Origin of the sequence: Croceibacterium soli, assembly GCF_009828065.1 — a bacterium.
Lineage (GTDB): Bacteria > Pseudomonadota > Alphaproteobacteria > Sphingomonadales > Sphingomonadaceae > Croceibacterium_B > Croceibacterium_B soli.
Window position 1 is genome coordinate 14,162 of the sequence record NZ_WTYK01000002.1, and the last position, 18,885, is coordinate 33,046.

Sequence of the window (18,885 nt, forward strand, 5' to 3'; positions counted from 1 at the left end):
GTCAGTGGCAATGGCGCGCGGCATGGCAGCGCCATGACTGAAGACACGCCCACCGAAGCGCTCGCCCATCTCCTCGACGGTTATCACAGGTTCCGGGAAAAAGGCTGGCATCCCCAGCGCGCCCGTTGGGACCGTTTGCGCGAGGGCCAGCAGCCGCAGGTCATGGTGATTGCGTGTTCCGACAGCAGGGTCGATCCGGCGCAGATCTTCGACGTCGATCCCGGCGAGATCTTCGTCGTGCGCAACGTCGCTGCCCTGGTGCCGCCGTTCGAGACCACCCCCGGCCACCACGGCGTCTCGGCCGCGCTGGAATTCGCGGTCCAGGTGCTCAAGGTGAAGGAAATCCTCGTACTCGGGCACGGCATGTGCGGCGGCTGCAACGCCGCGCTGACCCAGGCCATGCGCGGCGCGGCGCCGGGCGAAGGCGGTTTCGTGGCGGACTGGATCTCGCTGCTCGACGATGCGCGCGAGGCGGTCGTCAGCGAGTACGGCACCGAAGGCCACGCGGCCCAGCGGGCGATGGAGCACGCCGGCGTCAAGGTGAGCCTCGATAACCTGCGGACGTTCCCCTGTGTCGCCGCACGGGAGGCGAGCGGCAAGCTGACGCTGCGCGGCGCGTTCTTCGCCATTACCGACGGTGTCCTCCACCTGCTGGATGAAAGCAGCGGGAAGTTCCGCCCGGCCTAATCGCTTGTCGCCGCCGCTTCGGCGAGCCATGTAGCGCCCATGCCGGAAGCCGACCTCAAGAACATCGCCCTGCTGATCGACGCCGACAATGCCTGCCATGCGGGCATCGATCCTGTGCTGACCGTCCTGGCGGAGTTGGGCCAGGTGAACATCCGCCGCGCCTACGGCAACTGGGCCAAGCCGGCGCTGGCCAAGTGGAACCAGATCACCCACCGTTATGGCCTGCAGCCGATGCAGCAGTTCGATCTGACCAAGGGCAAGAACGCCACCGACATGGCAATGACGATCGACGCGGTCGACCTGCTCTATCGCGGCAAAGTCGACGGGTTCGGCATCATGAGTTCGGACAGCGATTTTACGCCGCTGGTCACGCGGCTGAGGCAGGATGGCCTGCTGGTCTACGGCTTCGGTAGCGCCCAGGCACCGGAAGCCTTCAAGACCGCCTGCACGCGCTACATCGATGTCGATCAGCTCATCCGCACTTCTTCGCAGGAGGAAGGCGGAAAGCCTGAAGGGCGGCAGATCGACCAGGAGCTCATCGAGCTGCTGGGCGCGGCCTGGCGCGCCGCAAGCCGCGACGAGGAAGGTTTTGCCAGGCTGCAGGAAGTCGGCCAGATCGCCGGCAACCGATCGAGCTTCGACGTGCGCAACCACGGCTTCAAGCGCCTGTCCGACCTGATCCAGGCGGCGGGCGACAATTTCAAGCTAGAGCGGCGCGAGGGCAACCAGCTCTATGTAAAGCGCTTGCGCTGAGGCACGAAACGGCAGCTTCTTCGTTGATCGTCATCAGATCGATGGAGAAGGCATGGTCGACAAGAGCGAAAAGTTCAGCTGGCTGGTCCGCCTCGGCTATGCCGCGCGGGGCGTCACGTACATCCTGCTCGGGTGGCTTGCGCTCGGCACCCGTGCCGAAGCCGGCGAAGGCAATCAGGGCGTGTTCGCGCACCTGCAGGAGATGCCGCTCGGCACGCCGATCCTCTACCTCATGGCCATCGGCCTGACCGCTTACGTCCTGTTCAAGTTCGCCGCGGCGGTCGGCGACGTCGAGAACCGCGGCAGCGACACGAAAGGCATCGTCAAGCGCATCGGCGATGCGGCGAGCGGCGTAGCCTATACCATCCTGGCCTTCGCCGCCCTGCAGTTTGCCAGCGGCTCCAAGCAGAGCGCGGCGGGCGGAGAGAGCCAGCAGACCGCGAGCAGCATCCTGGACTGGACTCTCGGTGGCTTGCTCATCGGCGCTGTCGGGCTCGGATTCCTCGTTGGTGCCCTGATGCAGGCGAAGGAAGCCGCCACCGGCCACTTCATGCACCGCGTCAGCCCGCGCGCGCCGAACGGGATCGAAGCCGTCGGCCGGGCCGGCCATGCTGCCCGAGCGGTGGTGTTCGCCATTATCGGCTGGTCGCTGGTGCAATCGGCCTGGTTCAACTCGTCCAGCGAAGTGAAAGGGCTCGGCGAAGCGCTCGTGAGCCTGCGTGAGAGCGGCACCGTTTACACGCTCGTCGCCGTGGGCCTGATGCTGTTCGGCGCCTTCAGCCTCGTGGTCTCACGCTACCGCATCATCCCCGACCTCGACAGCACAAGCTTGAAGCCAAGCTTCCGCTGATCAGACCCGGTCGAAAGCGCCGAGTATGGGACAAGGTCCGTCCCCACCCCTGGCGCAGTCGCGGGCGAGCCGGGCCAGCGATTCCCGCGCCGCCTGCAGCTTGGCGATCTGCTCGTCGAGGGCGGCGATCCGCTCGGCGGCCATGGCGCGGGCGCGCGGGCGGTCGTCGGTCCGGTCCAGCTCGATCAGCTCGGCGATCTCGGCCAGCGTGAAGCCGGCGACTTGCGCATGGCGGACATAGCGCAGGCGCTTGACGTCATCCTCGCCATAGTGCCGCCCGCCCGGCGCTTCGCCGCGGGGAACGGTCAGCAGACCTTTGCGCTGGTAGAAGCGCACCGTCTCGACGCCGACGCCACCTTTTCGCGCCAGTTCCGAAATGCGCATCATTTTTCCCATTGACTCCGTACCGTGGTACGGAAGCTATAGACCCGGGCATGACCAAGGACAACACACCGAAGATCGCCCGCCTCTACCGCATGGTGATGGAGAAGCACGTCTGCCCCTATGGGGTAAAGGCCAAGTGGCTGCTCGAGCGCAGCGGCTACACGGTCGAGGACCACTGGCTGACCACGCGCGAGGAGACCGACGCGTTCAAGCGCGAACACGACGTCCCGACCACGCCGCAGACCTTCATCGGCGGCAAGCGCATCGGCGGGTACACCGAGCTGCGCGCGTTCCTGGGCAAGCCTCTGCCTGCTGAAGGTTCAACCAGCTACAGGCCGGTGATCGCCGTCTTCGCCATCGCCGCCGCGCTTGGCCTGGCGGTGAGCCAGTTCGCCTATGGCAGCCCCTTCACGGTGCGCGCGGCCGAATGGTTCGTCAGCTTCACGATGGCGATCCTGGCCATGCTCAAGCTGCAGGATATCGAGAAGTTCTCCAGCATGTTCGTGGGTTACGACCTGCTCGCGCGCCGCTATGTGCCCTATTCCTATGCCTATCCTTACCTCGAAGCAGCCGCAGGCGTGCTGATGGCCGCGCATGCGCTCGACTGGCTATCGATCCCGATCGCCCTGACGATCGGCACGATCGGCGCGATCAGCGTGTTCTATGCCGTCTATGTGCAGAAGCGGGAGATCAAATGCGCCTGCGTCGGCGGGTCGAGCAACGTCCCGCTCGGCTTCGTCTCCCTGACCGAGAACCTGTTCATGATCGGCATGGCCGTCTGGATGCTGATCTAACTCTCAATACCGAAGGACCATCTGAATGTACTCTCGTCTCCTCGCCGGCGCCGCCGCCCTGGCCCTGTTCCCGGCAGCCGCCCCTGCCCAGGACCATTCCGGACACGCCGAGCCGGCGCCGCCGGCGGCCGCGCAGCCGGCCGCTGAACCGCAGTCCGACCACTCGGCGATGAACCACGGCGCCGCGGAACAACCGCAGCCGGATCACTCCGCCATGGACCACAGCGCCATGGAACAGCCGCAAGTGGATCACGGGGCGATGGGACATCCGCAGAAGGACCATTCGCAGATGAACCATTCGCAGATGGACCATTCCACGATGCCGATGGCCCGGGGCGATCATTCGGCTCACGTTTCCGACATGTCCGGCGAAGGCTCCGGCACTTCGCGCCTGCCGCCGAACGAGACCATGAACCATGGCGCAATGATCGGCCTCGGCGGCGATGACACGCTGATGCTGCACGGCTTCCTGTGGCCGGTCTACACGAACCAGGGCGGCCCGAGGGGCGACGACAAGCTCTATGTCCAGTCGATGGCCATGGCGACGATGACCGCTCCGTTCGAGGGCGGCAAGTTCACCTTGCGCACGATGATGAGCCTCGAACCGCTGCTGCGGCACGACGGTTATCCGAGCCTCTTCGCCACGGGCGAGGTGGCTTATGGCGAGCCGCTGGTCGATCGCCAGCATCCGCACGATTTGTTCATGGAACTGGCCGGCCGCCTGGACGTGGACATCGCCGAAGACACCAGCGTGTTCCTGTACGGCGGCCCGGTCGGCGAGCCGGCGCTCGGGCCGAGCGCATTCATGCACCGCGCCAGCGCCCGCTACAATCCCGAGGCGCCGATCACGCACCACTGGTTCGATTCCACGCACATCGTCTATGGCGTGCTCACCGGCGGCGTTGCTGGCCCCCGCTGGCAACTCGAGGCAAGCACCTTCCGCGGGCGCGAACCCGACGAGTTCCGCTGGAACATCGAGGAGCCGAAGTTCGACTCTTGGAGCGTCCGCGCCAGCTTCGCGCCTGCGCGCTCCTGGCTGCTCCAGGCAAGCTATGGCGAGATCGACGAACCCGAGGAGATGCACCCGGGCCAGGACGAACACCGCACCACCGCCTCCGCTCACTACAACAACGGCCACGGGCTCTCCGCGATGGCTGCTTACTCGGGCAAGAACCGGCAGCCGGGCGACACGCTGGACGCTTGGCTCGGCGAAGTGAACTGGGACCTGACGGACCGCCACACCGTGTTCGGCCGGGTCGAGAACGTCGAGAACGACGAGCTCTTCCCCGACCACCACGATCCCCTGCACGACCAGGCGTTCCGCGTGACCAAGTTCCAGGCCGGCTATGCCTACCGCATCCCGCTCGGCCCGTTGGATTTGGCGCTCGGCGGAACGGTCTCCGCTTTCGCCAAACCCGATGCCCTGGATGAAGCCTACGGCTCCTCCCCGATCGGATACACCCTGTTTGCCCGCTTCAGCCTGGGCGACTGACCAGCGAAAATCCTCCCCGTTTCCGCGGAGCGGGAATGGGGAGGTGGCAGACGCCGTCAGGCGGCTGACGGAGGGGTCCCGGTGCGCCATACCCCTCCACCACGACACCTGCGGTGTCGCGGTCCCCCTCCCCATTCGGCTGCGCCGAACAGGGAGGATTAGAGTCTCAGCTTCCGCATTGGACGGTGCCGATGGTAGCGTAGAGTTCCGCCCCGGCGCCGTCGACCAGGCGGACGGACCCGGTGAAGTTCACCGTCTCGTCTCCCGCCTGGGTCCCCTCCCCTTCCACGGTCAGGTAGAGCACGCGATCCTCGGCGAGGTAGCGCGTGCGCGAGCCGAGCACCGCGCCTTCGCTCTCAGGATCGACTACGAACCGCTGGATCCGACCGCCGATCTTCATCGCTGCCTGGTCAGCATTAGCGAGCACGATCGGCGCCATGGAAGCGCCGGAGGCGTAAGCGCAGCCGGCGCCGAACAGGTCGTTCGCCTCGATATCCGGGTAAGTGATCGCCTGTGGCACGACCGTGGGAGCAGGCGGCTCGGCTTCGGTTTCGCCGCAGGCCGGCAGCGCGGAGCAAAGCAGGAGAACGAACCGGCGCATCAGTGCCTCCCGAACAGTTTCTCAACATCGCCCATCGACAGCTTCACCCAGGTCGGCCGCCCGTGGTTGCACTGGCCGGAGCGCGGCGTGCGCTCCATCTCTCGCAGAAGCGCGTTCATCTCGGCGACGGAGAGCGTACGCCCCGCGCGTACAGAGCCGTGGCAGGCCATCGTCGCCAGCACGTGCTCGATCTTCTCGCCCAGCAACAGGGCCTCGCCGTGCTTGGCGAGATCGTCGGCCAAGTCAGTCAGCAGCCGATGCGGATCGGCGCCGTTGAGCGCTCCCGGCATGGCCCGCACGAGCATGGCGGAAGGGCCGAAGCGCTCGATCGCCAGGCCGAACTCGGCGAAACTGGCGGCGTGTTCCTCCAGGCGGTCGCACGCCGGCTCGTCCAGCTCTACGACCTCGGGGATCAGCAGCGCCTGGCTGGCGGCGACCTTCTCGCCCGCACCCGCCGCCCGCAGGCGTTCGAGCACGAGCCGCTCGTGTGCCGCGTGCTGGTCCACCAGCACGAGCCCGTCGGCCGCTTCGGCAACGATGTAGGTATCGGCCACCTGCCCGCGAGCAATGCCGAGCGGATAGTCGGCGGCCTCCTCGGGCAGCGGCTCGGCCTGCTCCGCCCTGCCCTGCGGCGCGTCGAGCACGCTGGCCTCGTAGCTGCGCCAGGCAGAGCTTGCCTCCCGCACCGCAGCCGAAGGCGCAGTCCAGTCGCGGCCGCGGAACAGCGAGCCGAGCGCGGGCGCGAGCTGCGGCTCCGTCTGCCAGCGCCCCATCGCGGCGGCGTCCGGGGCTTGCGCGCTACGCCGGTCGCCCGTTGCGAGAGCCTGCCGCAGGCCCGAGACGATGAAGCCCCGCACCGCCGCCGCGTCGCGGAAGCGGACCTCGGTCTTCGCCGGATGGACGTTCACGTCCACGTCTTCCGCCGCGATCTCCAGGAACAGCGCCAGGACAGCGTGCCGGTCCCGCGCCAGCATGTCGGCATAGGCGCCGCGCACCGCGCCGATGAGCAGCCGGTCCTTCACCGGGCGGCCGTTGACGAACAAGTACTGGTGATCGGCCACGCCGCGGTTGTACGTCGGCAAGCCGGCGACACCGGTCAGCCGCATGGTCCCGCGTTCCATGTCCAGGGCCACGGAGTTGTCCGCCAGCTCCCGCGCCACGATCATGGCCACCCGGGCGGCCAGGGCCTCCCCGCCTTGCAGGTCGAGGATGCACCGCTCCCCGTGATCGAGCCGGAAGGAAACGTCCGGCCGGGCCATCGCCAGGCGGCGCACGACATCCAGGCAAGCGGCGTATTCGCTGCGCGCCGTGCGCAGGAACTTACGCCGCGCGGGCACTTTGCCAAACAGCTGTTCGACCCGCACACGCGTCCCCGGCGGCAGCGCAGCGGGGCCTTCGTCCGTCAGCGCGCCGTGATCGACCACCCGCCGCCAGCCCTGCTCGGCGCCGCGCACCCGGCTTTCAAGCGTCAGCCGCGCGACGCTGGCAATCGACGGCAGCGCCTCCCCGCGGAAGCCCAGCGTGGCGACCTGCTCGATAGCGTCGTCGGGCAGTTTGGACGTGGCATGCCGCTCCAGGGCCAGGGCCATTTCCTCGGGTCCCATTCCGCACCCGTCGTCGGTGACTTCGATCCGCGACAGGCCGCCGTCCGACAGCGCAACCGCGATCCGGCCCGCGCCGGCATCGAGCGCGTTCTCGACCAGCTCCTTCAGCGCAGAGGCGGGCCGCTCCACCACTTCGCCCGCGGCGATACGGTTGACCAGCGTCTCGGGAAGTCGGCGGATTTCCGGCATGACCGCCATGGTAACGGCAGGGTGGCTGCAATTCGAGCCGGACAGTGTAAAAACCCGTCGATTGCCCCACAAAATTTTGGCCTTTGCAAAGCCCTTGCGATAAGGACCCTTGCAAGGCGGGTCCTCCCGGCCTTTCGTCATACCAACAATCCGTGGCAAAGCTCGGAAACTACGGGATCATCATGAGCTCCTTCTTCTCCCGCCTTTTCTCGTTCGGTTCTCCCAACATGGCTATCGACTTGGGCACGGCCAACACACTGGTCTATGTCCAGGATCGCGGGATCGTGCTGAACGAGCCGTCGGTGGTCGCGATCGAGACGCTGAACGGGATCAAGCGGGTCAAGGCCGTCGGCGACGACGCCAAGCTGATGATGGGCAAGACGCCCGACAGCATCGAGGCGATCCGCCCGCTGCGCGACGGCGTGATCGCCGACATCGAAATCGCCGAGGAGATGATCAAGCACTTCATCCGCAAGGTCACCGGCCGCAAGACGAGCACTTTCCGCCACCCGGAAATCGTCATCTGCGTGCCTTCGGGCTCGACCTCGGTCGAACGCCGCGCGATCCGCGATGCCGCCTCCAACGCCGGCGCTTCCGAAGTCTTCCTGATCCTCGAGCCCATGGCCGCGGCGATCGGCGCCGACATGCCGGTGACCGAGCCGGTCGGCTCGATGGTCGTGGACATCGGCGGCGGCACCACCGAAGTCGCCGTGCTCTCGCTGCGCGGCCTTGCCTACACCACTTCGGTCCGCACCGGCGGTGACAAGATGGACGAAGCGATCGTCTCCTACGTCCGCCGCCACCACAACCTGCTGATCGGCGACGCGACCGCGGAACGGATCAAGAAGGAATACGGCGTCGCCACCGTGCCGGAAGACGGCGTGGGCGAAACGGTCACCATCAAGGGCCGCGACCTCGTGAACGGGGTGCCGAAGGAAATCACCATCAACCAGGGCCACATCGCCGAGGCTCTCAGCGAGCCGATCGGGGCCATCGTCGAAGGCGTGCGCATTGCGCTGGAGAACACGGCGCCCGAACTGGCGGCGGACATCGTCGACCAGGGCATCGTCCTCACCGGCGGCGGCGCGCTGATCCGCGGGCTCGACGATCACCTCAAGGAAGAAACGGGGCTGCCGGTCAGCGTCGCGGAAGACCCGCTGTCCTGCGTGGCGATGGGCACCGGGCGCGCGATGGAAGATCCGCTCTACCGCGGCGTGCTGATGACCGCCTGATCCTTCTGGGAAGTTAAGCAGGAAGGGCGGCAATGGCTCCGCCGAAGATCCGTTCCAGTTCGAACCGAAAGGCGCAATTGAGCGTCTTCACGGGCTACCTGATCGCGGGCATGGGCACGCTGATCGGGGCTGCGCTGCTGATCATCTCGCTGATGCAGCCGCAGGCGCTCGCAGGTCTGCGCAGCATGGCCACCGACGCCGCCTCCTCCGCCGGCGAGGCTGGCGCCACGGCGCGCACCGGGGGCAAGAGCTTCTTCGAAGCGATCGCGGGGTACTACCGCGCCGGCAGCAGGAATGCCGAGCTCGAGCGGGAGATGCGCATCGCCCGCGTCAGGCTCGTCGAAGCCGAAGCGATCAGGCAGGAGAACGCCCGCCTCAAGCGCACCCTCGGCCTTCGCGAAAGAGACACCCAGCCGGTCGCGCTTGCCCGGCTGATCGGGTCCACCTCGTCCAGCGCGCGGCGCTTCGCCTACATCTCCGCCGGGCGCGAGGATGGCGTGCGGCCGGAAATGCCCGTCGTCTCGCCGATGGGCCTGGTCGGGCGGGTGCTCGAAACCGGCGCGCGCAGTTCGCGCGTGCTGCTGCTGACCGATAGCGAAAGCATGGTGCCGGTCCGCCGCTCCACGGACAACGTGGTCGCCTTTGCCGAAGGCCGCACCGACGGCTCGCTGCGGCTGCGCCTGATCAACCTCGGGATCAACCCGATCAAGCCGGGGGACGTCTTCGTCACCTCCGGCGCCGGCGGCCTGTTCCGGCCGAACGTCGCGGTGGCGGTCGCCGAAACGATCACCCGCGACGGCGCCATCGCGCGCGTTCTCAGCAACCCGGCCGCGACCGACTATGTCGCGGTCGAGCCGGTTTGGCAGCAGGAAGCCAGGGCGATGCTTCGCGCCCCGCCCGCTGCCGAAACAGAGGCCGAATGATCGACCAGATCAATCCGCGCGCGCGGCGCGATGCATTCGGCACGAAGATCAACCGCGATCACTCGCGGCTGCTGGCCTACGGCGTCCCCTGGCTGGCGATCCTGCTGTTCTCGCTCACCCCTATGCTGCCGGTGATCGCCTCGGCGCCGGTCATGCCGCCGCTTGGCTACATGTTCATGCTCGCGTGGCGCCTCATGCGGCCGGGCCTGCTGCCGATGTGGGCCGGGCTGCCGCTGGGGGCGTTCGACGATCTGTTCTCGGGCCAGCCTTTCGGCGGCGGCATCCTGCTGTTCTCGCTGACCCTGATTGCCGCCGACTTCCTCGACGCGCGGTTCCCCTGGCGCAGCTTCTGGCAGGATTGGATGATCGCCAGCCTGGTGATCGCCATCTACATCGGCTGTGCTGCGCTGGTCTCCGGCGCGGACCTCGAAACGCCGCTGCTGGTCGCTCTCGTGCCTCAGCTCTTGCTGTCGGTGCTGGCCTTTCCCATTATCGCCCGCATGGTATCCCTGCTCGACCGACTCCGGCTCCTGCGCATCCGCCGGCTCGGCTAGGCGATGCAGAGGTTTACCGCATCTTCGCTCAAGCAGAGCTTCGACCGGCGCAGCTTCGTCATCGGAGCGGTGCAAGGCGGCATTGGCCTGCTGCTCGCCGCGCGCATGGGCTACATCGCCGTCGCCGAGAACGAGAAGTACGAGATGGAGGCGGAGAGCAACCGCGTCAATCTCAGCCTGATCCCGCCGCGCCGCGGCTGGATCCTCGACCGCAACGGCGCGCCGATGGCCTCGAACCGCGCGGACTTCCGTGTCGATATCATCCCGGAACGGCTGGAGGACCCCCGCCGGACCGTCCAGACACTCGGCAAGCTGCTCAACTTCACCGCCGACGAGATCGAAGATCTCAACGTGCGGCTCGAGACTGCCGCGGGTTTCCAGCCGGTCCCGGTCGCCAGCGGGCTGGACTACGACGAGTTCGCCGCCGTCAGCGTACGCCTGCCGGAGCTTCCCGGAGTCGTGCCACAGCGCGGCTTCTCCCGCTACTACCCCACGGGGCCCGCGGTCGGCCATCTGATCGGCTATGTCGGCGCCGCAAGCCGCGAGGAGTACGAGCAGGAGCCGATCCCGCTGCTCCTTACTCCCGGGTTCAAGCTGGGCAAGGACGGGCTCGAGAAGCAGTTCGAGCAGACCTTGCGGGGGGAACCGGGTGCCCGGCGCGTGGAAGTCACCGCCGGCGGCCGTATCGTGCGCGATCTCGACACGCGCGAGGACGTCCAGGGCAAGTCGATCCAGCTGACCATCGACGGGCCCCTGCAGGACTACGCCGCACGGCGGCTGGGGCTGGAATCCGGCTCGGTCGTGGTGATGGACTGCCTCACCGGCGACCTCATGTGCATGGCGTCGATGCCCAGCTTCGACCCGAACAGCTTCTCCGACGGAATCGGCCGCGTCGAGTACCAGATGCTCAGCCAGAACGAGCGGGTGCCGCTGCGCAACAAAGTACTCAAGGGCCTCTACCCGCCCGGATCGACAGTGAAGCCGATGGTGGCGATGGCCTTTCTCGAGGCCGGTCTGGACCCGTCCGAATCCGTCAACTGTGCGGGCGGGCTCAGGGTCGGCAACCGCGTGTTCCACTGCTGGCAGCGCCGGGGCCACGGCAGGGTGGACATGGCCAAGGGCATCTACCAGTCCTGCGACGTCTACTTCTACCATTTCGCCCAGCGCCTGGGCATGGATGTCATCGCGCCGATGGCAAAGCGCTGCGGCATGGGGCAGGAGTTCCCCCTTCCCGTCGCCAGCCAGTTCTACGGCACCGTGCCCGATCCCGCATGGAAGCTGAAGAAGTACGGCCAGCAATGGCAGCCATACGACACGGTGAACGCGACGATCGGCCAAGGCTACATGCTCGCCAACCCGCTGCAGCTCGCCGTGATGGCCGCCCGCCTCGCGACGGGCAACAAGGTCATGCCGCGCATGCTCCTGCGCAAGGACAAGCCGCGCTTCGACAGTCTGAACTTCCACGGCGATCACGTCCAGGTGATGCAGCAGGCGATGAGCGACGTGGTCAACGGTCCGGGTACCGCCGGGCGTGCCCGCCTGCCCATCGACGACGTGCTGATGGCCGGCAAGACAGGCACGGCCCAAGTCGTCAGCCTCAGCGTCGGCAGCGGCAAGGGCGGCCTGTGGAAGCACCGCGACCACGGCCTGTTCATCTTCTTCGCCCCGTTCGACAATCCGCGCTACGCCGGCGCGGTGGTGATCGAGCACGGCGGCGGATCGGGCGCGGCCTATCCCATCGCGCGGGACGTCATGACGTTCATGTTCGACCCCGCCAAAGGCCTGGAAGCGCTGCACGCGCTCGAGAAGCAATGGGGCGGCACCGCGCAGGAGCGGCTCAATGCCGATTACGCGCGCTTCGCAGCCGCAGCCGGGGTCGACGTGCCCCCTGCCCCGGCCGATCCGGTCACGGTCGCGAGGCAGGTCGACGCGGAAGCGCGCAGCGCAGCCGAACCCGCCCGGCCCCATCCAGGTCCGATCGACCCCGCTCCCGAACCCGTGGGCACTGCCGCTCCGCCGGTCACTCCCACCCCCGCGAGCGCCACACCGACGCCGGAGCCACGATGAGGCACGCGATACTTCCCCCCGCGATAGCATCCCAGCCGTGGCGGGTGCTGCTGCCGCTAACGCTGCTGGTGTGCTTTGGCGCCGCCGTGCTCTTCTCGGCAGCTGGCGGCTCGATGCAGCCTTACGCCGCTTCGCACCTCGTCCGCTTCGCCGTGTTCCTGGCGGTGGCGATGATGATCTCATACCTCCCCGCGGATCTCGTCCGCTGGGCCGCTTACCCGGCTTATGGCGTCGTCGTCCTGCTGCTGATGCTGGTCGAGGCGCTCGGCCAGCTCGGCGGCGGCAGCCAGCGCTGGCTCGACCTTGGGCCGATCGTGCTGCAGCCGTCGGAACTCATGAAGCCGGTCATCGTGCTGGTGCTGGCGAGCTACTACCACTCGCTGCCTGCGGGGATGATCGCAAACTGGCGAACGCTCCTGCCCCCCGCGGCGCTGATGGGTTTCCCGATGGCGCTTGTGCTCCTTCAGCCCGATCTCGGCACGTCGCTGGCGATCGTTTTCGGCGGCGCGGTGGTGATCTTCCTTGCCGGCGTGCCGGGCAAGTGGTTCCTCGGGGCAGGCGCAACCGCCCTGGTGATCGCCCCCCTCGCCTACTTCTTCGGCTTGCACGATTACCAGCGCCGCCGCGTCACCACCTTCCTCGATCCGGAGAGCGATCCGCTTGGGTCGGGCTACCACATCACCCAATCGAAGATCGCGATCGGCTCCGGCGGGATCACCGGGAAGGGGTTCGGCGAGGGGTCGCAGAGCCATCTCGACTACCTCCCCGAACCGCATACCGATTTCGTCTTCGCGACCATGGCCGAGGAATGGGGCCTGATCGGCGGCCTGTTCGTGCTGCTGGTGTTCGGCATCGTATTGCGCTGGGGCCTAATCGTGGCCCGGCGCGCGCCCGACCGCTTCCTCCGCCTGCTCGCCGGCGGGATGACGGCAACGATCTTCTTCTACGCCGCGATCAACCTGATGATGGTCATGGGCCTCGCGCCGGTGGTGGGTATCCCGCTGCCGTTCATGAGCCACGGCGGTTCATCGATGATGACCAACATGATCTGCCTGGGCACTTTGATGATGGTCGACCGCTGCAGCCGGCGCGCCGTGACGCCCGGTCTGGGCTGAGCGAAATCTCCTCTTTTATCGCAGCGCACAACCGCTATATGAGCCGCTCCCGGCGATTCGCCGGGTACCCAGCGGCCCCAGGTTCTCCCTGGTTCCCCCGGATGGACGCATAGCTCAGTTGGTAGAGCAGCTGACTCTTAATCAGCGGGTCCTTGGTTCGAGCCCAAGTGCGTCCACCATTTTCTCTCTTCAGATCGAAGCTCTACGGAGCAGCGCGAATGCCGTTCCGACGAAGTCAGAATGGTCATTCCGACAGCTTCCAATCGAGCGGTCAGACCGGGTCGTAGCCGAGCTCATCCACCCAGGGCGCGAGTTTGGGAAGTACCTGTTCGAGGTGGGCGCGATAGCGGAGCCATCGGCCGGAGGCGCGGCGGTAGATGGGCTCGACGACCTGCGAATAGCTGGCGGTGGTAATCAGGCCGCGTGATCTGGCGGTCCTCGTATGGTCAAGCACGGCCGGATCCCATTCCAGGCCCAGCCATTCGACGAGCGGCTGCACCTGGCCTTCCACGTCATCGACCAGGTCTTCGTATTTCAGGCTGAAGACGTTGTCCGGAAACAGCTCATGCGACTTCGTCCAATGGGTGAAGGACAAGTCGTAGAACCCGGCGGCATCCTCCGGCCGCAGGAAATTGGCCATCGCCGGATTGAGCCGGAAATTGCTCATCAGGCAGCTGAGCACGACATCGCACGGATGGCGCAGTGCGAGGATGACTTTAGCCTTGGGGAACAGTCTGCGGATCAGCGGAAGGCGGTAGAGGAACAGAGGCGATTTATCGATCAGCAGCTGGCCCGGACCGACCGGCTGGATCTTGTCCACTTCCGCGAAATAACATGCCCGCGCGTCCGTGATCTGGTCCGCGCTCATGCCTGGCAGGGCAGTGAGCCCACCGAGCTTCTCCTCCACCCGGTTGAGGGGCGGCTGTTCCTCCATCACCGCCGTCCCGGGATGCCCCATCAGTATCGTGTCGAGCAAGGTCGTCCCCGACCGCGGAAAGCCGACCAGGAATGCCGGATCCGGCCGGCCATCATCGACGGCCACGTCGATCCAACCGGCTCGCCAGGCGGGGGTAATCTGCGCGATCTCCGCCTCAAGCTGCCTGCGCAGCTCCGCCGCCCTTCCCAGCGGATCGTTGGGCGTATCCTCGAGCAAAGCATTGGCCGTGGCGAAAGCCGCGAAAGCCTCGTCGGTTCGGCCGAGCCGATCTAGCAAAGTCGCGCGCATATGCGTCGTACGCACGGGCTCGACGTCTGCGGGCACCTCATCGAGTTTCACCAAGGCATCCGCGAAGCGCTTCTGGCGGCGCAGTTCGAGCGCTTCGATGAACGCGAGAGACTTGGCGGCAATCCCGTTCTTACGGCCAAGCGCAATCAGGGGCGCGAACTGATCTTCGCGATTGGTGTGCTCGAACTGGATCGCCAACCCGACGTAGGCATCGGCTTCCGACGGGTCGAGATCGATCGTCCGGCGGTAAGCCCGCTCGGCTTCCTCCGTCTCGCGCGCTATCCCGTGCTCGATCCCCAGCTTGAGCTGCACGCTGGCCGAATTGGGTTCGCGTGCCGCGGCCTCGAGCAGCGCAGCCATCGCTTCTTCTTGCCGCTGCTGCGCCTTGTAGAAGACATAGAGCTGATGCGGAGGCCGCCAGTCCGCCGGAAAATCGGCACTTGCCCTGACCAGTTCGACTTCCGCCTCGTCCGTACGATCGAGCGCCAGCAGGGCTGACGCCAAGTTGAGACGCGTCGGCGCGGCTCGCGGGTCCAACGACACGGCTCGCCGAAGGACATCGACCGCGCCGGCATAGTCCCCGGTCGCCACCAGGGCATTGCCCAGATTGTTGAGGCATTCGAAATCATCGGGAGCGCTATCAAGGACCAGCCGGTATGCAGCGACCGCTGCGGCGAAGTCCTCCAGCTTTTGCGCCAGGAAGCCGCGCAAACGTGCGACCCGCAAGCTCGGGTCGGCCTTCGCCAGATCCTCGGAAGCGACGGTCAGCGCCTGTCCATCCAGCCCGGCATCCATCAGGATGGAGATCAGGTTGCAGGCGATCGTAACGTCGTCGGGCCGCAGGGCGTGCGCCCTGAGCAGGTTCTCAGTCGCGGCCTCCAGATCCCCCGATCGGGCACAGACCATGCCGAGGAAGGCATGATGGGCGACAGCATTTTCAGGTCCCGCGTCGAGGCTCGCCGCCGCGAGTTCGCGCGCCAGGAGGAAATCGCCCTGCCGTGCTGCTATGACCGCGCGCTCGAATGGCGGCGGCCCGTCCAACTTGGATGGGGATTGGGCAGTCATTTCCTCGACCTACATGCTTACGAGAAATGGGACCAGCCCGCGCTGGCCCTATGGAGAAGGGAGGGCTCCGCCCGGAGCCCTCCGCACCCCTTTTCCTCGCCCGCCTTAGAAGTCGAACGTGATGCCCGCGAAGATGTAGCGCCCAAGGGCGTCCCAGGTCGCAGGGTAGGTGTTGCCGTTACACGGACCCGTCGGGCACAGGTTCGAACCGGCGCGCGATCCGCTCCCCGAGGTAACCAGCGGCGGTTCCTTGTCGAGCAGGTTGTTGACGCCGAGACGGAAGTTGTACTTCTCCGCCAGGTTGAACAGCAGCGTTGCGTCGAGATAGTTGAACGCCGGTATCCTCAGGCCCGGGTCGAAGTTGAAATCGCCCTGAAGCGCCTCGAAGGACGAAATCGTCTCCGCCTTGACTTTGCCGACATGGCGCCACTGGAGCGAGAGGCCCACGCCGGAATCGTGTTCGAAGGTGACGCGCGCCTTGTGGCGCCACTTGGGCAGAGGAGCGCCGGCATCGGTCGTGCCGCCCAAGCTGCAGGTCGGCCCATAAAGGCCGGCACAATCGTAGCTGGGGGCAAGACCGTTATCGACAACGTACTTGTCCAAATAAGTGCCGTTCATCTGGAAGCCGAGGCGCCCGAAGCTGAGCGGCATGGAGTAGCTGCCGGCCACTTCGACACCTGCGGTTTGCACCCGGCCGACATTGTTCGGCAGGTCATTGGTGTAGCCTTCCGGCGTCAACCAGAGCGATCCGGCCGTGTCGCGATTGATGAGCGCGCATGATTCCGGGGTGAAGCTTGCAGTCGCATTGTCCACGCAGTGATTCAGGATCGTGTCGGGACCGAACGAACGAATGGCGTTGTCGATCTCGATGTTGAAATAGTCCACCGAGAACACGAGCCGCGGGACGAACCTCGGCTGCAGGACCAGGCCCGCCGTCCAGGTCGATGCCTTTTCCGGCTCGAGGTCGGGGTTGCCGCCCAGCAGTGCGTTGTACTGGCCGGCCGGGTTCGGCGTAATCGTCCGGCCCGGGGTCAAGCCCTGGGCAAGACAGCCGTAATCGGTGGCCGTGAGAGTGAACCCTGCGCAAGGATCGACCGACCCGTTGAGCCCGACTGCGGGAGTACGGAACAGTTCCTGAATGTTCGGCGCACGAACCGCGCGATTGTACATCGCGCGAACCCGGATGTCGCTGATCGGGGCCAACTCCAGTCCCACCTTGTAAGTGTCGGTTTTATAGCTGCGGTCGGCGGTCGTTTCGTAGTCCGAGTGGCGATAGCCGGCGCTGATGGAGAAGGAATCCACGATCCCGTCTTCGATGATCGGGATCTGTGTCTCAGCGAAGAATTCGAGCACCTGGAAGCCGCCGGAAAGCGGGATCGTCGCACCGCCCTGCCCGGTCAGGTCGCCCGTCTGGAAGGCCTGATCCGTCCGCAGATCGAGTGATTCCTTGCGCCATTCGGTGCCGAAGTTCACCTGGACACCCTCGGACGCCCACGGGAATACCAGTCCGTACCCGGCGAGATCGCCGGTGAAGGAGACGTTCGCCACCTGCTCTTCGGTTTCGCCGTTCTGGAACCCTACTGCCGAAAGGTACTCGACCGACTCCTGGCTAGCGGCACCTTCACCGCCGAAGACGTTGTAAGGCACGCAGTTCGTGTCGGCGCCGGTGATAACGGAACGGCAGACGACCTGGCCATTGGTGGCGCTGCCCGGTCGATTGTCGATCACGGCGTCCAGCGCATTTCGAAGGCGCGCCACGGAGAACTCATTCTCGTAGACCTGCGAGTACTTCACCTTCCCGTACTGGTAATAGGCGTCGTAAGACCAATTTGCGCCGATATCGCCATCCGCGCCGATGACGCCGCGATAGGTGGTGTGGTCGAGCTGCCCCCTGCGCGGGCCGCCCTCGGCATTGCGGCGAAGCAGCAGGAAGTATGCCTGGTTGTAAGTGCCGCCCTGGCCATCGGCGAAGTCGATCGGCGCAGCCCCGGGGTTCGGATTGTACGGCGCGGTGGTTGCCGTGGGGAAGTTGCCGATGAACCCGTTGATCAGGTTGTCGTCGTCACAGACCACATTGCGCTGCGCGGCCGACATCAATGGATTGTCGCAGTTGATGGTCAACGTATTGCCGAAGTTGCCCGACGGCGCGATCTGCGCGGTCGTGTGGTCGTCCATGAACTGCAATTCCAGGTACGGCCGGAAGGCGGGCGATACTTCGTAATTCACGAACGCGCCGCCGGTGAAGCGCTCGTCATTGCGTTGGTAGTAGTTGAGCGGGGCGAAGTTATACAGGCCCAGGGTATTGTTGAACGCCCCACCAGGGCCGAACGTGTAGAATGTCGATGTGCCGGCGGTAACATCCGTATCGAATACGAGCACGTTGCCATTAGGGGTGGTCGCCGATCCGCCGCATTGGTTGGCGCCGGAACGCGTATTCTGGATCACGCACGCACTATAGTCGCGCTCGCCTTGGGTTACCGGCTGGATCTTCCGGTACCCGCCGTAGGCCATGAAGTGGCCACGGCCGTCGTCGAAGTTCGAGCCGAAGGCGATCGTTCCGTCGAAGGTGCCGCCATCGGTCACGCTGCCGTCCGGATAGGGGAAGTCTCGCGCCTCGAGGAACGGGCGGATGAACTTGTTGTTGTTGTTGTGCTGGTAGAAGCCGTAGTTCGCGTCGATCCGGAAGCCCTCGAAATCATTGTCGATCACGAAGTTCACCACGCCGGCGACGGCGTCCGCGCCGTACACCGACGATGCACCGCCCGTGAGCACTTCGACACGCTTCAGCATCGCGGTGGGGATGATGTTGATGTCGGCGGCCGAGCCGCTCGACGGCGAAGGATCGCCCGGTACGATGCGGCGGCCGTTCACCAAGGCGAGAGTGCGGCTGGTGCCGAGGCCGCGCAAGTCGACCGTAGCCGTGCCATCGGCGCCATTAGCGAGCGAGGACGACTGGCTGGCCGAGACCGACGGCAAGGAATTGAGGATGTCTTCGACCCGGGTCGTGCCCTGAAGCTTGATGTCTTCCGTGCCGACGACGGTCACCGGCGAGGGAGATTCCACCTCCGGGCGCGCGATGCGCGAACCGGTAACGATGATCGCTTCCGCTTCTGCCGTCCCTTCGGCATCCTGCGCGAACGCCGGGACGCTTCCCATCGCAAGTCCGATCGCCAGCGGTGCTGCACTGACCCTAAGCGCGGTGATCCTTTTCATTTTTTAGTCCCCTTTGCAGACGAGCCAGCCGCCGGCGGGCTCTTTCCCAGTAAACCGTGGCCGCCCACTCCGCGGCCATCTCCTCCACGATCAGGATGGTCCCCACGGCGATCTGGTTGCAACCGAGACTTTATCCC

The 18,885-nt window shown here is 66.0% G+C and carries 15 protein-coding genes and 1 tRNA gene; 11 read left to right on the forward strand and 5 right to left on the reverse strand.

All coding sequences use genetic code 11. From position 1 onward, the window contains the following. Window positions 1–33: 33 nt before the first annotated feature. The 3 genes from GRI75_RS03330 to GRI75_RS03340 are packed head-to-tail and all read left to right on the forward strand — an operon-like array spanning window position 34 to window position 2,290. The gene (locus GRI75_RS03330) at window positions 34–687 is read left to right on the forward strand and encodes a carbonic anhydrase (protein ID WP_160745555.1); all 654 of its coding nucleotides are present in this window, start codon (window positions 34–36) and stop codon (window positions 685–687) included. A 39-nt stretch (window positions 688–726) separates the two neighbouring features. Next, window positions 727–1,440 carry an NYN domain-containing protein gene (locus GRI75_RS03335; protein WP_160745556.1) on the forward strand — a complete coding sequence of 238 codons (714 nt, stop codon included), beginning with the start codon at window positions 727–729 and terminating at the stop codon, window positions 1,438–1,440. Between the two features lie 52 nt (window positions 1,441–1,492). Continuing rightward, complete coding sequence (locus tag GRI75_RS03340; protein WP_160745557.1) at window positions 1,493–2,290, forward strand: DUF1206 domain-containing protein; 798 nt, start codon at window positions 1,493–1,495, stop codon at window positions 2,288–2,290. On the opposite strand, the gene GRI75_RS03345 is transcribed toward GRI75_RS03340, so the two are convergent. Then, complete coding sequence (locus GRI75_RS03345) at window positions 2,291–2,677, reverse strand: MerR family transcriptional regulator (RefSeq protein ID WP_202389577.1); 387 nt, start codon at window positions 2,675–2,677, stop codon at window positions 2,291–2,293. A 47-nt stretch (window positions 2,678–2,724) separates the two neighbouring features. Between GRI75_RS03345 and GRI75_RS03350 the strand changes: the two genes are divergently transcribed. Beyond that, window positions 2,725–3,468 carry a MauE/DoxX family redox-associated membrane protein gene (locus GRI75_RS03350; RefSeq protein ID WP_160745558.1) on the forward strand — a complete coding sequence of 248 codons (744 nt, stop codon included), beginning with the start codon at window positions 2,725–2,727 and terminating at the stop codon, window positions 3,466–3,468. 25 nt (window positions 3,469–3,493) lie between these two features. Beyond that, window positions 3,494–4,960, forward strand: a complete 1,467-nt coding sequence (locus GRI75_RS03355) for a hypothetical protein (RefSeq protein WP_160745559.1) — start codon at window positions 3,494–3,496, stop codon at window positions 4,958–4,960. 166 nt (window positions 4,961–5,126) lie between these two features. Here the strand turns inward: GRI75_RS03355 and GRI75_RS03360 are convergent, their stop codons facing one another. Continuing rightward, complete coding sequence (locus GRI75_RS03360; RefSeq protein WP_160745560.1) at window positions 5,127–5,561, reverse strand: hypothetical protein; 435 nt, start codon at window positions 5,559–5,561, stop codon at window positions 5,127–5,129. After that, window positions 5,561–7,354, reverse strand: a complete 1,794-nt coding sequence (mutL, locus tag GRI75_RS03365; protein WP_160745561.1) for a DNA mismatch repair endonuclease MutL — start codon at window positions 7,352–7,354, stop codon at window positions 5,561–5,563. The genes GRI75_RS03360 and mutL overlap by 1 nt, the downstream gene beginning before the upstream one ends. Before the next feature lie 182 nt (window positions 7,355–7,536). On the opposite strand from mutL, the gene GRI75_RS03370 reads away from it, so the two are divergent. The 6 genes from GRI75_RS03370 to GRI75_RS03395 all read left to right on the forward strand — a co-directional run bounded on the left by GRI75_RS03370 (window position 7,537) and on the right by GRI75_RS03395 (window position 13,424). Then, on the forward strand, window positions 7,537–8,586 hold the full coding sequence (locus tag GRI75_RS03370; RefSeq protein ID WP_160745989.1) for a rod shape-determining protein: 1,050 nt from the start codon (window positions 7,537–7,539) through the stop codon (window positions 8,584–8,586). Window positions 8,587–8,618: 32 nt separating this feature from the next. Then, window positions 8,619–9,509, forward strand: a complete 891-nt coding sequence (gene mreC / locus GRI75_RS03375; protein WP_160745562.1) for a rod shape-determining protein MreC — start codon at window positions 8,619–8,621, stop codon at window positions 9,507–9,509. Further along, window positions 9,506–10,063 (forward strand): rod shape-determining protein MreD, encoded by a 558-nt coding sequence (locus tag GRI75_RS03380; protein WP_160745563.1) that lies wholly within the window; start codon window positions 9,506–9,508, stop codon window positions 10,061–10,063. The genes mreC and GRI75_RS03380 overlap by 4 nt, the downstream gene beginning before the upstream one ends. A 3-nt stretch (window positions 10,064–10,066) precedes the next feature. Continuing rightward, the gene (gene mrdA, locus GRI75_RS03385) at window positions 10,067–12,130 is read left to right on the forward strand and encodes a penicillin-binding protein 2 (RefSeq protein ID WP_160745564.1); all 2,064 of its coding nucleotides are present in this window, start codon (window positions 10,067–10,069) and stop codon (window positions 12,128–12,130) included. After that, window positions 12,127–13,245, forward strand: a complete 1,119-nt coding sequence (gene rodA, locus GRI75_RS03390) for a rod shape-determining protein RodA (protein ID WP_160745565.1) — start codon at window positions 12,127–12,129, stop codon at window positions 13,243–13,245. Before mrdA ends, rodA begins: the two co-directional genes overlap by 4 nt. Window positions 13,246–13,348: 103 nt before the next feature. After that, window positions 13,349–13,424, forward strand: a tRNA-Lys gene (locus GRI75_RS03395). A 92-nt stretch (window positions 13,425–13,516) separates the two neighbouring features. Here the strand turns inward: GRI75_RS03395 and GRI75_RS03400 are convergent. Next, window positions 13,517–15,535, reverse strand: coding sequence for a tetratricopeptide repeat-containing sulfotransferase family protein (locus GRI75_RS03400; protein WP_160745566.1), 2,019 nt, complete (start codon window positions 15,533–15,535; stop codon window positions 13,517–13,519). Window positions 15,536–15,640: 105 nt separating this feature from the next. Continuing rightward, the gene (locus GRI75_RS03405; protein ID WP_160745567.1) at window positions 15,641–18,748 is read right to left on the reverse strand and encodes a TonB-dependent receptor domain-containing protein; all 3,108 of its coding nucleotides are present in this window, start codon (window positions 18,746–18,748) and stop codon (window positions 15,641–15,643) included. Window positions 18,749–18,885: the final 137 nt, after the last annotated feature.

Coding starts and splice junctions, on each gene's coding strand:
- GRI75_RS03350 (WP_160745558.1), top strand. CDS start 2,725: ATGACCAAGGACAACACACCGAAGATCGCCCGCCTCTACCGCATGGTG.
- GRI75_RS03335 (WP_160745556.1), top strand. CDS start 727: ATGCCGGAAGCCGACCTCAAGAACATCGCCCTGCTGATCGACGCCGAC.
- GRI75_RS03405 (WP_160745567.1), bottom strand. CDS start 18,748: ATGAAAAGGATCACCGCGCTTAGGGTCAGTGCAGCACCGCTGGCGATC.
- GRI75_RS03360 (WP_160745560.1), bottom strand. CDS start 5,561: ATGCGCCGGTTCGTTCTCCTGCTTTGCTCCGCGCTGCCGGCCTGCGGC.
- GRI75_RS03380 (WP_160745563.1), top strand. CDS start 9,506: ATGATCGACCAGATCAATCCGCGCGCGCGGCGCGATGCATTCGGCACG.
- GRI75_RS03330 (WP_160745555.1), top strand. CDS start 34: ATGACTGAAGACACGCCCACCGAAGCGCTCGCCCATCTCCTCGACGGT.
- GRI75_RS03340 (WP_160745557.1), top strand. CDS start 1,493: ATGGTCGACAAGAGCGAAAAGTTCAGCTGGCTGGTCCGCCTCGGCTAT.
- GRI75_RS03400 (WP_160745566.1), bottom strand. CDS start 15,535: ATGACTGCCCAATCCCCATCCAAGTTGGACGGGCCGCCGCCATTCGAG.
- mreC (WP_160745562.1), top strand. CDS start 8,619: ATGGCTCCGCCGAAGATCCGTTCCAGTTCGAACCGAAAGGCGCAATTG.
- mutL (WP_160745561.1), bottom strand. CDS start 7,354: ATGCCGGAAATCCGCCGACTTCCCGAGACGCTGGTCAACCGTATCGCC.
- mrdA (WP_160745564.1), top strand. CDS start 10,067: ATGCAGAGGTTTACCGCATCTTCGCTCAAGCAGAGCTTCGACCGGCGC.
- rodA (WP_160745565.1), top strand. CDS start 12,127: ATGAGGCACGCGATACTTCCCCCCGCGATAGCATCCCAGCCGTGGCGG.
- GRI75_RS03370 (WP_160745989.1), top strand. CDS start 7,537: ATGAGCTCCTTCTTCTCCCGCCTTTTCTCGTTCGGTTCTCCCAACATG.
- GRI75_RS03355 (WP_160745559.1), top strand. CDS start 3,494: ATGTACTCTCGTCTCCTCGCCGGCGCCGCCGCCCTGGCCCTGTTCCCG.
- GRI75_RS03345 (WP_202389577.1), bottom strand. CDS start 2,677: ATGATGCGCATTTCGGAACTGGCGCGAAAAGGTGGCGTCGGCGTCGAG.